This is a genomic window from Thiorhodospira sibirica ATCC 700588 (genome assembly GCF_000227725.2).
GTDB classification, from domain to species: Bacteria; Pseudomonadota; Gammaproteobacteria; order Ectothiorhodospirales; family Ectothiorhodospiraceae; genus Thiorhodospira; species Thiorhodospira sibirica.
In genome coordinates, this window is record NZ_MU255056.1 from 565,125 (window position 1) to 576,867 (window position 11,743).

The window sequence follows — 11,743 nt, forward strand, 5'->3', positions numbered from 1 at the left end:
CATTCATGTCTGCCTGTGCAGCGAAGCCGCTCTGGTGACAGAAAACCTCGCCATGTCCAGCGCCTCTCCTTGATGTATGGCCCTAAACTAAGGAGCGACATGTCCTTAAACAGGCATGTCGCTCCAAGGTATCCAGCGCCTTGCGAACAGGCTCCAATAACCTGCTGTCTGCTCCTAAAAACCTAAACAAAGTTGCTTATGCGATTTTTAGGCACTTCGCTCTCCGTTGATAACACCCTTGCGGGCGAGCAACTGGAGTCCTGGTTGAGCAGTCCCAACCGAATGGCCGGTCAACACCGGCAACATGGGCGGTTTCAGCCGTCGAAACCCAGCTTGCGCCATAAAAGTGGCCTCGGCGTTCATCCTGAACAGAGAACAACTTTGCGATTCGACTTCGACCCCGACCATGGAACGCGAAACCTTCGCGCTTGTAGATAACCTATCTACAATAGAGAATTCTTATAAACAATGAAGAAAAAATCAAGAACTGTTTTTTGCTCCACCCCGCGCCAGAGCCGCTTGTCGGTGATCTCCATGATGCGGGCGGCGGCATTGACCGGCATCTCGCGCACCAAGGTCATGGCGGCCTGCTCGAACAGCAGCGCAAAGCCACTGCCTTTACGGGCCCAAGGTATCTGTATCCGCTTGACCCCATGCTCAGGAGAGGAACCCGGGGTACCGCAGCATGGATATGGCAATGGTGCTGAAAGAAATTCAGAGGCCGCCAGGAACGCTCTTCGAAGTCATGCGCCTTGCACAACTGGCCGCATTCCGGACAGGGGTACTCACTGACTCGCTCGGCCTGAACCCGCAGGTGTAACTCGTGGGGCTTCTTGTCCATGTCCAGGGATTGATCGACCAGTTTCCAAGGGGCTTGCAGGCCCAGCCCAAGCAGCAGGATGTCGTTGCCGTCCACCTCGCTTCCTCCGAGCAAAAGCTCAGGCTACACTGACCGAGGTTTCAGGGCTAATTCCACAGGTTTCGTCGAGGAGCCTTCGGAGAGTCGCCTTGGCAAGGCTCGCCACTGACAACCCGTACCTAGCAGATACAGCACCGCACAGAATACATCGTACAGATCCACCCGCCGGGGTGCGGTCTTCTTGCGTCCACTTTCCAGTAATCCACGGATTGGCTCGAACTGCTCTCGACGGCTTACCACCTATCAATTTACTCACGGGCACGAAAAGCCGGCAGCGGCAGGTCGTTTTGCAGACAGCGCATCAGGTAGCGCAAGCCACGTGTGAACCAGGAAACTAGGCTGCGGGCAAGCTTGCGGAAGCTCCAGAGGTTCGGATCGTCCTGTGCTTGGTTTTTTTTCGAGCGGGGTCGGAGGGTGGCACGCCTGTTCGCGCCCAATGCGCACACACCCATACATCGCCAAGGCCATGATCAACACCAGGCGTTCCAAACGATCCGCATGGCGCAGGTGCGAATCCCCCAAGCCAAATCCTCGCCCCTTGAAGTCGGAGAACATCGGCTCGATGCCCCAGCGCGTGGCATAGTCCAGTACGCACGCCCGTGTCGGATCCGCATCCATGGCAATCATCCACGGCTCCGGATGACCGGATTCATGCACAATTCCCAGGTGGGTCACCACCCCAGAGGCGAACAGGCGCACACCCGGAAAATACGCTTCTCGCACCCCCTTGGCCAAATCCCCGGTCGTGGTCTCCGCCACGCCGGTGTCCACCCGCAGATTCCCCTTCAAGCGCAACCGGTAGCCCCATTCGTGCGCATGCAACCACGCGAACAGCGCCGCCGATGGGTAGAACCGATCCGCCAACAGCAGCACCCGCGCCCCAGCCGGCAGCCAAGCCAACACCGTCTCCAGGAGGGCTTTCTGGCCCGCACAGCCGATGTTCGCCGCGCCTTTCCTGGCCCACCAAACCAACGGCAACGCCCGCTCGCCCACGCGCAAGGCCAACACCAACAACGCCATCCGATCCCCCAAATCGGTTTGATCCAGACTCAGGCACACCGTCTGATCGTGACGGGCCGCCTGCGCCAGTTCGGCCATCGCCAACGGCTGCATGATCTCGGTTGGACACACCAACGGGTTCTTCAGCAAGCGTCTCAACCACTGTTCGCGCATGTCTTGGCGCTCGGTCTCCAGCGGCAACACATTGCTCAACTCCACCGTGTTGGCGGTTTGCGCTTCGATCATCGCTCCGACGGCCAGCGACAGCTTCCTCACCACCGTCAGGCGCAGCCCCGGATGCGGCTTTGCGCAGTCCTCGGGCCACTTCTTCTGCCAAGCGTTTGATGCTTCCCATGCCCACCCCCATGACCTCAGTTCAGCTAACCCTCAGAGTTTGCCATAAAAGTGATAGGTGGCAAGTCTCATGGGGTTTAAATATGGGTGATGGGCTGGCCGTTGAAGTCGCAGACCAGGATGTTGAGGGTGTAGTTTCCGGGGTAGTGGTGGTAGATGGCTTGGCGGGCTTTGTGGGCCAGGGTTTGGTGGAAGATTTCGGCAAGGCCGAGTGGGTGCAGCTGTTCGGCGGCAAAGCGGGCGGTTTTGGCCTGTGCGATGGTTTGGCACAGGGCGGGGTCAACGCCGCATTCCTGGGCGATCTGGGCGACCAGGCGGGTATCAAGTGGGGCGTGGTGGGCGTGGGTGATGGCGTGGCCTTGGGCGATTTTGGTGAGTTTGCCGACCATGGCACTGAGGATGATATGGGGGATTTGATGGCGGATGAGGGTTTTAAAGGCGGCGCCGACGAAGTCTCCCATTTGCACAAAGGCCGGTGGCGGGAGGTGTGCCCAGGTGCGCATGGCGCATTTTTCGGTACGCCCGCCGGTGCTCAGTACCACGGTGTCTAGCCCTTGTGCGTGGGCGACGGCGATGCTTTTGATGACGGTGAGGCGAAAGGCGGCGGTGGAGTAGGGTCGTACCAGGCCGGTGGTGCCGAGGATGGAGAGACCTCCGAGGATGCCCAGGCGTGGGTTGAGGGTTTTTTGTGCAAGCTGTGCGCCGTTGGTCACTGAGAGGGTGATGGCCAGTCCGTGGTGTGGTAGTAGTGTCTGGGCGGCCTGGCGTACATTGTCTTTGATGTTGCGTTGAGGGATGGGGTTGATGGCGGGGTCGCCGACGCTGAGCCCCAGTCCGGGCAGGGTGACGATGCCGATGCCTTCGCCGCCCTGCAGGGTGATTTCTCCGGGTTGGTCGGCCAGGCGCTGTACGCAGGCATTGATGGCGGCTCCGTGGGTGCAGTCTGGGTCGTCGCCGGCGTCTTTGATGACGGTGGCACAGGCGCTGTGTGCGTTCTGTTCGCCGTGGGCGATGCTAAATGCGACGCGTTGGGCGTTGGGGAGCTGGCAGTACACCTGTTTGGGCAGGGTGCCGTGGATTAAGCCGTGTACGGCGGCCAGACTGGCGGCGGCGGCACAGGCGCCGGTGGAGTAGCCCAGGCGTCCGGCCTGGCGGTGCTGTTTATCGGCCGGTGTCATGTGGCTGGGGGGCGTGTGCCAGGCTGAGCAGGGCGTGTATCGCGGCAATGACCAGGGTTGAGCCGCCTTTGCGTCCGCAGGTGATGATCCAGGGGCTGTGTGTCTGTTGTGCCAGGGCGGCTTTGGATTCAGCAGCGCCGACAAAGCCCACGGGCATTCCGATGATCAGGGCGGGTTGGATGGCGTGGCTTTGTTGCAGGCGCAGCAACTCATCGAGCGCGGTGGGGGCATTGCCAATGGCCAGAATGCTTTGGTGGAGCAGGCCCAGACGCTGGGCCTTGCGCATGGCCTGGACGGCGCGGGTGGTGTGGTGCTGGCGGGCCTGGGCGATGACCTCGGGGTCATGGATGAATTGGTGGACGGTGAGGCCAAAATGCGCCAGGCGCGGCGATGATAGCCCTGCCTGAATGATGGCCACGTCGGTTATGATGGGCCGCCCGGCGCGGATGGCGCGCAGTCCGTGTTCGATGGCCTGCGGGTGAAACTGCGTCAGGCCGTTAAAGGCAAAATCGGCGCTGCTGTGGATCAGGCGTCGCACCACGGCCCATTGCGCGGCGCTGTAGTCGTGCGGTCCGGCCTCGGCATCAATGATGGCAAAGGAGCGGTGTTCGATACAGCGGCCCGCCGGGGTCAGCTGTTCGGTGACGGCGCAGGGAGGAGGGGGTGTGGGCATCTGGCGTTCACTCGTGAAGGGTTGTCGGTGCAGGCCGAAAGCCATGCGCAAAATCAGCGGCATAGAGCCGCGATAGCGGCGGCGGTGGCCCGTGTCGGGCGCTCAGGGTGGGGCTGATGATGATCATTGTTTGTCCGCTGAGCTGGGCGGCCTGGGCCTGTGCGTGCAGGGTTTTTAAGGTAGCGCGGATGATGCGCTCCTCACCCGGCCAGCTGGCTTTGTGAACCATCAGCACCGGCGCGGTCTCGGCCCAGCCAGCGGCGATAAAGATCTGGCTCAGGGTGTCGGTGAACTGCACCGATAAAAACAGACACACGCTGCAATGATGGCGCGCCAGGGCGGCGAGGTGTTCGGTCGGCGGCACCGGGGTGCGCCCAGCCAGGCGAGTGAAAATCACCGTTTGGGTGATCTCCGGCAAGGTTAGCGTTTCTACGGCGCTGGCGGCGGCGGCAAAGGCAGATGAGACCCCCGGCACCACCTCCACCGCAATCCCGGCGTGTTCCAGCGGCTGCACCAGTTCAATCAAGGCGCCGTACAGGCTGGGATCACCGGTTTGCAGACGCACCACCGTGACCTGCCGCTGCGCCTGCGCGATTAACCACTGCACCATCTGCGGCTGTGTCATGGCTTTGGAGTCGCAGCACACACAGTCCTTGGGGGCCCACTGCAAGGCGCTGTGCGCCACCAAAGAACCGGTATATAAAATGGCCCCGGCGCGACCGATCAGATCACGCCCCTTTACGGTGATCAGCTCAGGATCACCCGGCCCGGCACCGACAAACCAGACTTTGGGAGACAGGGCGCTCACCAGTCCAGGCCCTTTTGTGCCTTGATGCCACTGCGCCAGGCGTGTTTGTGGTCATAGCACTCGGTCACGGTGTCAGCCGCCGCACAGACCGCCTCCGGCATAGCCCGCCCGGTGAGGATCACATGCTGCATCGCCGGTCGGGCGCGCAGCTCAGCCAGCACCGTGGCCGTCTCCAGCCAGCCATATTTTAGGGGGTAGCTCAGTTCATCAAGCACCACCAGCCCCAGTGCGGGGTTATTGAGCAGGCCACGGGCGCATTGCCAGGCGGCTTGCGCGGCCTGCTGATCACGCGCCGGGTCCTGGCTCCGCCGGCTAAAGCCCTCGCCCAAGACATGCCATTGCACCTGGGGATGCGGCTCAAAAAACCGCACTTCCCCGGTGTCTTCACGGCTTTTGATAAACTGCACCACGCATACCTGCAGCCCATGCCCCAAGGCCCGCGCAACCATCCCAAAAGCGGCGCTGGATTTGCCTTTGCCGTGGCCGGTCAGCACCAGCAACAGCCCGCGATCCTCGCCGGTGGCGGACGCATCCTGCGTTTGCGGATTTTCAAGCGGCATCATTATCATTAAGGTGTTGCCTCCCTGGGAGCGCACAGCACCCGCTGCGCATATCTTTTAAATAACACGAGCCCTGCGGCCTCGTTGCGGAGCGGGTGCTCCGCGTTCCCAGTAACGGCATCAGGATGATGCCGCCACAGCGGTACCTGGCTGTCATGGGTGATGCGATAAATACCCGCATGGGGGACTTCCATCTCCAGCAGCTGCGTCCAGGGGCGTTGTTGCAGATGACACAACAGCAGGCGGATGACCCCGCCATGCGTGACCAGCAGCAGCCGTTGCTGCGGGTATTGGCAAGCCAGCCGATCCCAGAGGCCAAGCACCCGCGCTGCCATCTGGGCCAGCGGTTCTGCGCCCGGTGGCGTGTGCTGCCAGGGATCACGCCAGAATGCCGCCAGGGCATCGGGCGCGCTTTGCATCAAGGCCGCAGCGCTGCAGCCCTCCCAGGCGCCGAAGTGCATCTCCCGCAGCGCAGGTTCGATGTGCAGGGGTATGCCCTGCATCTGTGCGCCAATCGCTGCCGCCTGCCAGCAGCGTTGCAGGGGTGAGCTGAGGATGCGATCCCACGGGCCGTGGCGCTCAAAGGCCGCCTGCATGGCCTGCCAGCCAGCGGGGGTCAGGGGATCATCCAGACTGCCACGCAAGACCGCGCCGCTCAGGGTCTGGCCGTGACGCATCAGGTCAATCTGCATGTGGCGATACCTTGATGTGGCGACACCTTCCAGGTGTCGCTTGCAAATCCGCGAACGCAGGATGCGTCCGCCACAAGTGGCGGCATCAAGATGATGCCGCATAAAAAGCGACGGCTGCCTGCCTGCCGCGACGCACGCGGCGCAGGCAGGGAAGCCGCCGCCACGAGAAAGCGAACGCAGGCATCTCAGTGCGCCTGGGCCACGCTGGCCTCGGCAAAGGTGGCCATTTGTCCCTGCAGCGCACAGGCCAGGCGCAGCAGCGGCACTGCCACCGCCGCCCCGCTGGCTTCGCCCAGCCGCATCCCCAGATTAAGCAAGGGTTTTGCGTTGAGGGCCTGCAAGATATGCTGATGGCCCGGTTCGGCGGAGGTATGCGCAAACAGCATCCATTGCGTGGCCTGCGGGCAGATGCGCGCCGTCACCAAGGCGGCGGCCGTGCTGATAAAGCCATCAATCAGCGTCGGTAGGCCCATCTGTGCGCAAGCCAGATAGGCGCCACTCATCGCCGCGATTTCAAAGCCCCCGAGACGCCGCAGACACTCCACCGGATCCTCCAGATGGCCGTCATGGTGTGCCAGGGCACGCTGTAAAACCTGCACTTTGTGCGCCACCCCCGGCGCATCCAGCCCGGTTCCCGGCCCGGCGAGGGCTTGCGGCGGCTGTTGCAACAGGGCACAGGCCAACGCCGCTGCGGCGGTGGTGTTGCCGATACCCATCTCCCCGGCCAGATACAGCTGCATCCCTGCCAGCCGCGCCCGCTCCGCACTGTGGCGCCCGGCATTCATCGCCCGCGCCAGTTGATGAGTATCCATCGCTGGCGCCTGCACAAAATTGGCCGTCCCAGGGCCCAGCCGCACATCCACCACCCCCGGCATGGGTTCTAATTCCTGCACCGTGCCCAGATTGATCACTTCCAGCCGGGCGTTAATACTGCGCGCCAGCACACTGATGGCCGCGCCGCCCTGGGCAAAGTTTTTCACCATCTCGGCGGTGACGGATTGCGGAAAGCGCGAGATCCCCTCGGCGGCCACCCCATGATCCCCGGCAAAAATACTGATCTGCACCGCATCCACACAGGGCTTGACGGTGCCCTGCATCCCCGCCAGGCGGATCGCCAGCGTCTCCAGCTGCCCCAACGAACCCAGCGGCTTGGTCAGCTGGCTCTGGCGCTGCGCCGCCTGCTCAAGGGCAGCGGTATCAAGGGGGGCCACAGGCACCTGTAACCAGGGCGTTTCACGATTCAAAAGCGTCTCCTTTCAAGACATGCGGTAAACCCGCCACGGTCAAAATAACCCGGTCAGCCTGCGCCGCGACGGCTTGATGCAGGCGACCGGCTTGCTCAGTAAAGCGGCGGCTCAGAGCACCCATAGGCACAATGCCCAGGCTGCTTTCATTACTGACCATAATCAGATGGCCGGGCAGCTGCGCCAGACCGTCGAGAAAGGCCTGCTGGGCCTGGGCACCGGCGGCATCGTCCAGACTGCACAGCAGATGGGTCAGCCACAGTGTCAGGCAATCCACCAGCAGACACTGCTGCGGGCGGGCGTGGGCGCTCAGCGCCTCGGCCAGATCAGCCCCGACCTCCACCAGACCCCAATGCGCCGGACGGCGCGCCCGATGGTGGGCGATGCGCTGCTGCATCTCGGTATCTTCGCTGGCCTGTGCGGTGGCGATATAGGTCACGGGCAGACCGCTGTGCTGCGCCAAACGCTCCGCCAGCGCACTTTTCCCCGACCGTACCCCACCTAAAATCAGTTCTTGCATGGTGTTTGTCTCACATTCTCCAGACTCCCCGCCTTTTCAAGGAGGGGTGCCGCGCAGCAGCGGGGTGGTTATGTGTTTCATCGCTTTTTCAAGCGACATCAGGATGATGTCGCCACTTCTTGACCGAGCAAAGCCGCAATCCGCGCCATGTCCAGATGTTCATCCACCGCATCGGCGAGGCGCTCAAAACCGGCCTGACGTGCGGTTTCCAGATCGTTAAGCGGGCCAGGCTGCGGCAGACCGGCCCATTGCAGCAGCGCCGCACAGGCACGGCCCTGATCAAACAGGCCATGCACATAGGTACCCAGAATCTGCCCATCCGCCGACAGGCAACCTTCCGGCCCGGTATTGAGCTGCAAGGCCGGGTGTTGCAAGCTTGCTCCGCCACTGACCCCGGCATGAATCTCATAACCGCTGACCGGGCTGCCCTCAAATAAATGGCCCTGCACCTGCCGTAACTGCTTGGCAGCGGCCAGGGTGGTTTCCAGTTCCAGCAGGCCCAGCCCACGACTACTGCCCGCCGGGCCTTCCAGACCCAAGGGATCATGCAGCGCAGTCCCCAACATCTGCAGACCGCCACAAATACCGATGAGCTTGCCGCCATAGCGCAGATGACGGCGCAGCGCAGGCTCCCAACCCTGCGCCCGCAGCCAGGCCAGATCCGCCTGCACCGCCTTGGAACCCGGCAAAATCACCAGATCCGCAGCGGGCCACGGCTGACCCGGCCCCAGCCAATGCAGCAACACCTTGGGATGCAGGCGCAGGGGATCCATATCAGTATGATTGCTGATGCGCGGCAAGGCCGGGACCACCACCCGCAACACCGCGTCCTCTGGCTGTGTCGGCCCCGCCGCCGGTCCCGGCAGGGCATCTTCAGCCTCCAGATACAACCCCTGCAAATACGGCAACACCCCCAGCACCGGCGTGTTCGTCTCCTGCTCCAGCCAGCGCAACCCCGGCCGCAACAACTGCAGATCCCCGCGAAAGCGGTTAATCACAAAACCCTTGACCCGCGCCCGTTCCCGCGCAGATAACAGCGCCAGCGTCCCCACCAGATGGGCAAACACCCCGCCGCGATCAATATCGGCCACCACAATCACCGGACAATCCACCGCCTCGGCAAAACCCATATTGGCAATATCATCCGCCCGCAGATTGATCTCGGCCGGAGAACCCGCACCTTCCACCAACACCGCCGCATATTGCTGCGCCAGCCGTGCATGGGCCGCCAACACCGTAGGCAACAACTTCGCCTTCAGCGCCTGATAGGCCCCGGCCTGACAGTGGGTAAAAACCTGACCCAGCACAATCACCTGTGCGCCCTCATCCGAACAGGGCTTGATCAACACCGGATTCATATCCGGATGCGGCTCCAGACCACAGGCCGCCGCCTGCACCGCCTGCGCCCGCCCGATCTCCCCGCCAAGGCGCGTCACCGCACTGTTAAGCGCCATGTTTTGCGGTTTAAACGGTGCCACCGCGACACCCCGCCGCGCCAGCGAACGACACAGCGCCGTCACCAGCGTGCTTTTCCCCGCATCCGAGGTGGTGCCCTGAATCATCAAGGTCTTGGCAGTCATACCGACCCCGCCGGGTTCGCCTGCCACTGCGCCAACGCCGCCTCAAGGCGGGCCCACTGCGAGGCATCCCCCGGCAAACCAAAACGCACACTCAGCGGCTCGGTAAATAAACGGGTCAGAATCCCCACCTGCCTCAGCCGCTGATGAAGATCCGGCGCCGCCGGCGTACACACCCACTGAAACAGCGCCGTACCGCCGCGGGGAGAAAGCTGATGGCGCTGCAAAACCGCCTGCAACCGCGCACTGGCGAGCGCCAAGCGCTGACGTGTCGCCACCTGCCAGGAGTTATCCGCCAAAGCCCCCGCCGCCGCCCAACGACCCGGACCACTGACACACCAAGGACCCAGGCGTTGCGCCAGGGCATCCAAAAGCCGCGCCTCCGCCAGCACAAAACCCACCCGCGCCCCCGCCAGACCAAAAAACTTACCCAGCGAACGCAACACCACCAACCCCCTGCGCGGACACGCCCCCGCCAGACTCAGCGCCGGGGTACAGTCCATAAACGCCTCATCCACCACCAGACACCCCCCGCGCTGCGCCAAAGCCTCATGCCAGGCGCGCAACTGCGAAGGCGCAAACACCGCCCCCGTGGGATTGTTTGGATTAACCAACACCAACACCTCCAGACGCGCCACCTGTGCCGCCACCTGCGCCGCATCCAAAGGCACCACCTCATGCCCCGCCCCGCGCCAGGCATGAGCATGTTCGCCATAACTGGGCGCCAACACCCCCACCCGCCGCCCCGCTGGCCACAACCCCGGCAAAGCCTGAATCACCGCCTGCGAACCCGCCACCGGCAATAACGCGCTACTTCCGTAATACGCCGCCGCCACCGAATGCAACGCATCGTCATCCTCCGGCAAGCACCGCCACACCGCCTCCGGCAAACCCGCAGGCACCGGCCAACCCAACGGGTTAATTCCGGTCGACAAATCCAGCCACTGCGCCAGCGGGATACCCTCCTCACGCGCCGCCTGCTGCACCCGCCCGCCGTGTAGCAAAGCCTGCGACGGGCCAGCGTAGTCAAGCACATCATCATGCGAGATCATCGGCCCGCCGGGGGCAGCAAGCCCAACAATGCACCCACAGCCTGCAGATTAAACGGAAAAAAGCACCTCACGGATAAAGCGTTCCCCTGAAAGACAGACGTTAAAGCAATTTTTTAACTGATACGATGGCGCAGGGCACAACAGCGCAAACCGCCGTCAACGGACACACGGTGAATGAGTGAGCACGGGGAAAAATAGCGAGACACTACACGCTAACAACAACAGCCAAGAGCGCTGCTGTATTGACTCGGCTGGAGATTCGATTGCATCGGCATGCGTTGGCATGGATCACGCCGCACATACCCAAAACCCAGTCGGCCCATTCCACACCCCGTGGCATGTACCTCTAAAACACTCAACAGGTCGGTCTTCTGGCTTACCCTGCAAACGGTTTGCGCTTGCCTTCCCAAGTGATAAAACCACTCAGTGGCATAGATGAACGCAATACCTCAGGCTTACAGCAGCGGGGGCTGCGCCGGAATGGTTTAAGCCTGTTGGCTCAAACGGCACCGGTCTTCCCGTTTCACCCTGACACGCGATCGCCTGTCAGGACTCCTGATGAACGTGCGCGCAAGAATAGGCGATACCGCTTGCCAAAATCAAGTCAAACTCATCGGCGCCGGTATCTCCACTGGGAGCCCGTCCTGGGAGCGAGGAGCTTAAGCCCCATGTTTTTTTGAGGGAGATCTAGGGCTCGACTTTGGCCATTTTTGCGCCCTGGCGGAGGGCTGAGCGGTGCCTGAACCGAGGGTGACAGAGTGCAGAGCGGTGGCGGCAGAGGGACATAGGGGGTATCGTTTGATGTCGACCAAAACACAAGCGATGTGCGCCGATGAGTCCTCTGCCAGCCTCGATGGTAGCGGTTTTGCAGCCGTTTCCCTACCTGTTTACCAACCCGACGTGGGTGCATGTGCAAGTGTTGCTGGCCGGAACGCTGTTGGCGCAAGGGCCGCGCACGGTGAGTGCGGCGCTGCGGGTGATGGGACTGAGCGGGGAACGGCGCTTCGAGCGCTACTCTCGGGTGCTGAACCGGGCGCGGTGGTCGACGCGCCAGGGATCGCCGTGGTCTTGACGCTTTGGCTGTCCAGACACCCGGCGCTTGGATGCTTGTGACGCCCGTGGCGTTGCCGTAGCCGAGCGCGTAGCCTGTCATGAAGACGCTGCCAG

At 62.6% G+C, this 11,743-nt stretch carries 13 protein-coding genes, 2 pseudogenes and 1 riboswitch; of the genes and pseudogenes, 2 read left to right on the top strand and 13 right to left on the bottom strand.

Annotated elements, in window-relative coordinates; genetic code table 11:
* Window positions 1-500 precede the first annotated feature (500 nt).
* Window positions 501-880 (bottom strand): annotated as a pseudogene (locus THISIDRAFT_RS14630) (helix-turn-helix domain-containing protein); the annotation flags it as partial.
* Between THISIDRAFT_RS14630 and THISIDRAFT_RS15275 the strand changes: the two are divergent.
* The gene (locus THISIDRAFT_RS15275) at window positions 824-952 is read left to right on the top strand and encodes a hypothetical protein (protein ID WP_418896145.1); all 129 of its coding nucleotides are present in this window, start codon (window positions 824-826) and stop codon (window positions 950-952) included. The pseudogene THISIDRAFT_RS14630 and the gene THISIDRAFT_RS15275 sit on opposite strands and share 57 nt — an antisense overlap.
* Here THISIDRAFT_RS15275 and THISIDRAFT_RS02705 read toward each other — a convergent pair.
* From THISIDRAFT_RS02705 to cobD, 11 genes are all read right to left on the bottom strand, one after another.
* Window positions 944-1,159 carry a transposase gene (locus THISIDRAFT_RS02705; protein ID WP_418896122.1) on the bottom strand — a complete coding sequence of 72 codons (216 nt, stop codon included), beginning with the start codon at window positions 1,157-1,159 and terminating at the stop codon, window positions 944-946. The two genes, THISIDRAFT_RS15275 and THISIDRAFT_RS02705, sit on opposite strands and share 9 nt — an antisense overlap.
* Before the next feature lie 12 nt (window positions 1,160-1,171).
* The gene (locus THISIDRAFT_RS02710) at window positions 1,172-2,197 is read right to left on the bottom strand and encodes a transposase (RefSeq protein ID WP_246585312.1); all 1,026 of its coding nucleotides are present in this window, start codon (window positions 2,195-2,197) and stop codon (window positions 1,172-1,174) included.
* Window positions 2,198-2,349: 152 nt separating this feature from the next.
* Entirely contained in the window at window positions 2,350-3,450 is a 1,101-nt protein-coding gene (locus tag THISIDRAFT_RS02715; RefSeq protein ID WP_006788651.1) for a cobalt-precorrin-5B (C(1))-methyltransferase, read from the bottom strand.
* Window positions 3,434-4,123: a precorrin-8X methylmutase gene (locus THISIDRAFT_RS02720; RefSeq protein WP_040853265.1), complete on the bottom strand. Its 690-nt coding sequence runs from the start codon at window positions 4,121-4,123 to the stop codon at window positions 3,434-3,436. The genes THISIDRAFT_RS02715 and THISIDRAFT_RS02720 overlap by 17 nt, the downstream gene beginning before the upstream one ends.
* Window positions 4,124-4,130: 7 nt before the next feature.
* Window positions 4,131-4,931, bottom strand: a complete 801-nt coding sequence (gene cobM / locus THISIDRAFT_RS02725; protein WP_006788653.1) for a precorrin-4 C(11)-methyltransferase — start codon at window positions 4,929-4,931, stop codon at window positions 4,131-4,133.
* Window positions 4,928-5,494 carry a cob(I)yrinic acid a,c-diamide adenosyltransferase gene (cobO, locus tag THISIDRAFT_RS02730; protein WP_040853269.1) on the bottom strand — a complete coding sequence of 189 codons (567 nt, stop codon included), beginning with the start codon at window positions 5,492-5,494 and terminating at the stop codon, window positions 4,928-4,930. Before cobO ends, cobM begins: the two co-directional genes overlap by 4 nt.
* Window positions 5,495-5,499: 5 nt before the next feature.
* Window positions 5,500-6,183, bottom strand: a complete 684-nt coding sequence (locus THISIDRAFT_RS02735) for a histidine phosphatase family protein (protein ID WP_006788655.1) — start codon at window positions 6,181-6,183, stop codon at window positions 5,500-5,502.
* Window positions 6,184-6,368: 185 nt separating this feature from the next.
* Window positions 6,369-7,427 carry a nicotinate-nucleotide--dimethylbenzimidazole phosphoribosyltransferase gene (gene cobT, locus THISIDRAFT_RS02740; RefSeq protein ID WP_006788656.1) on the bottom strand — a complete coding sequence of 353 codons (1,059 nt, stop codon included), beginning with the start codon at window positions 7,425-7,427 and terminating at the stop codon, window positions 6,369-6,371.
* On the bottom strand, window positions 7,417-7,947 hold the full coding sequence (gene cobU, locus THISIDRAFT_RS02745) for a bifunctional adenosylcobinamide kinase/adenosylcobinamide-phosphate guanylyltransferase (RefSeq protein WP_006788657.1): 531 nt from the start codon (window positions 7,945-7,947) through the stop codon (window positions 7,417-7,419). The genes cobT and cobU overlap by 11 nt, the downstream gene beginning before the upstream one ends.
* Window positions 7,948-8,045: 98 nt before the next feature.
* On the bottom strand, window positions 8,046-9,527 hold the full coding sequence (locus tag THISIDRAFT_RS02750) for a cobyric acid synthase (RefSeq protein ID WP_006788658.1): 1,482 nt from the start codon (window positions 9,525-9,527) through the stop codon (window positions 8,046-8,048).
* Window positions 9,524-10,576, bottom strand: coding sequence for a threonine-phosphate decarboxylase CobD (gene cobD, locus THISIDRAFT_RS02755; protein ID WP_006788659.1), 1,053 nt, complete (start codon window positions 10,574-10,576; stop codon window positions 9,524-9,526). The genes THISIDRAFT_RS02750 and cobD overlap by 4 nt, the downstream gene beginning before the upstream one ends.
* 344 nt (window positions 10,577-10,920) lie before the next feature.
* Window positions 10,921-11,150, bottom strand: a riboswitch (cobalamin riboswitch).
* Between the two features lie 258 nt (window positions 11,151-11,408).
* On the opposite strand from cobD, the gene THISIDRAFT_RS02760 reads away from it, so the two are divergent.
* Window positions 11,409-11,648 carry a hypothetical protein gene (locus THISIDRAFT_RS02760; RefSeq protein ID WP_006788660.1) on the top strand — a complete coding sequence of 80 codons (240 nt, stop codon included), beginning with the start codon at window positions 11,409-11,411 and terminating at the stop codon, window positions 11,646-11,648.
* Here the strand turns inward: THISIDRAFT_RS02760 and THISIDRAFT_RS02765 are convergent.
* Window positions 11,626-11,743, bottom strand: a pseudogene (locus THISIDRAFT_RS02765) (IS5/IS1182 family transposase); the annotation flags it as partial. The gene THISIDRAFT_RS02760 and the pseudogene THISIDRAFT_RS02765 sit on opposite strands and share 23 nt — an antisense overlap.

What these genes read in the sequence shown, in the direction of transcription:
- THISIDRAFT_RS02715 (WP_006788651.1), bottom strand. Translation starts at nt 3,450, where the DNA reads ATGACACCGGCCGATAAACAGCACCGCCAGGCCGGACGCCTGGGCTAC.
- THISIDRAFT_RS02720 (WP_040853265.1), bottom strand. Translation starts at nt 4,123, where the DNA reads ATGCCCACACCCCCTCCTCCCTGCGCCGTCACCGAACAGCTGACCCCG.
- cobO (WP_040853269.1), bottom strand. Translation starts at nt 5,494, where the DNA reads ATGATGCCGCTTGAAAATCCGCAAACGCAGGATGCGTCCGCCACCGGC.
- THISIDRAFT_RS02735 (WP_006788655.1), bottom strand. Translation starts at nt 6,183, where the DNA reads ATGCAGATTGACCTGATGCGTCACGGCCAGACCCTGAGCGGCGCGGTC.
- cobU (WP_006788657.1), bottom strand. Translation starts at nt 7,947, where the DNA reads ATGCAAGAACTGATTTTAGGTGGGGTACGGTCGGGGAAAAGTGCGCTG.
- THISIDRAFT_RS02750 (WP_006788658.1), bottom strand. Translation starts at nt 9,527, where the DNA reads ATGACTGCCAAGACCTTGATGATTCAGGGCACCACCTCGGATGCGGGG.
- cobD (WP_006788659.1), bottom strand. Translation starts at nt 10,576, where the DNA reads ATGATCTCGCATGATGATGTGCTTGACTACGCTGGCCCGTCGCAGGCT.
- THISIDRAFT_RS02760 (WP_006788660.1), top strand. Translation starts at nt 11,409, where the DNA reads ATGAGTCCTCTGCCAGCCTCGATGGTAGCGGTTTTGCAGCCGTTTCCC.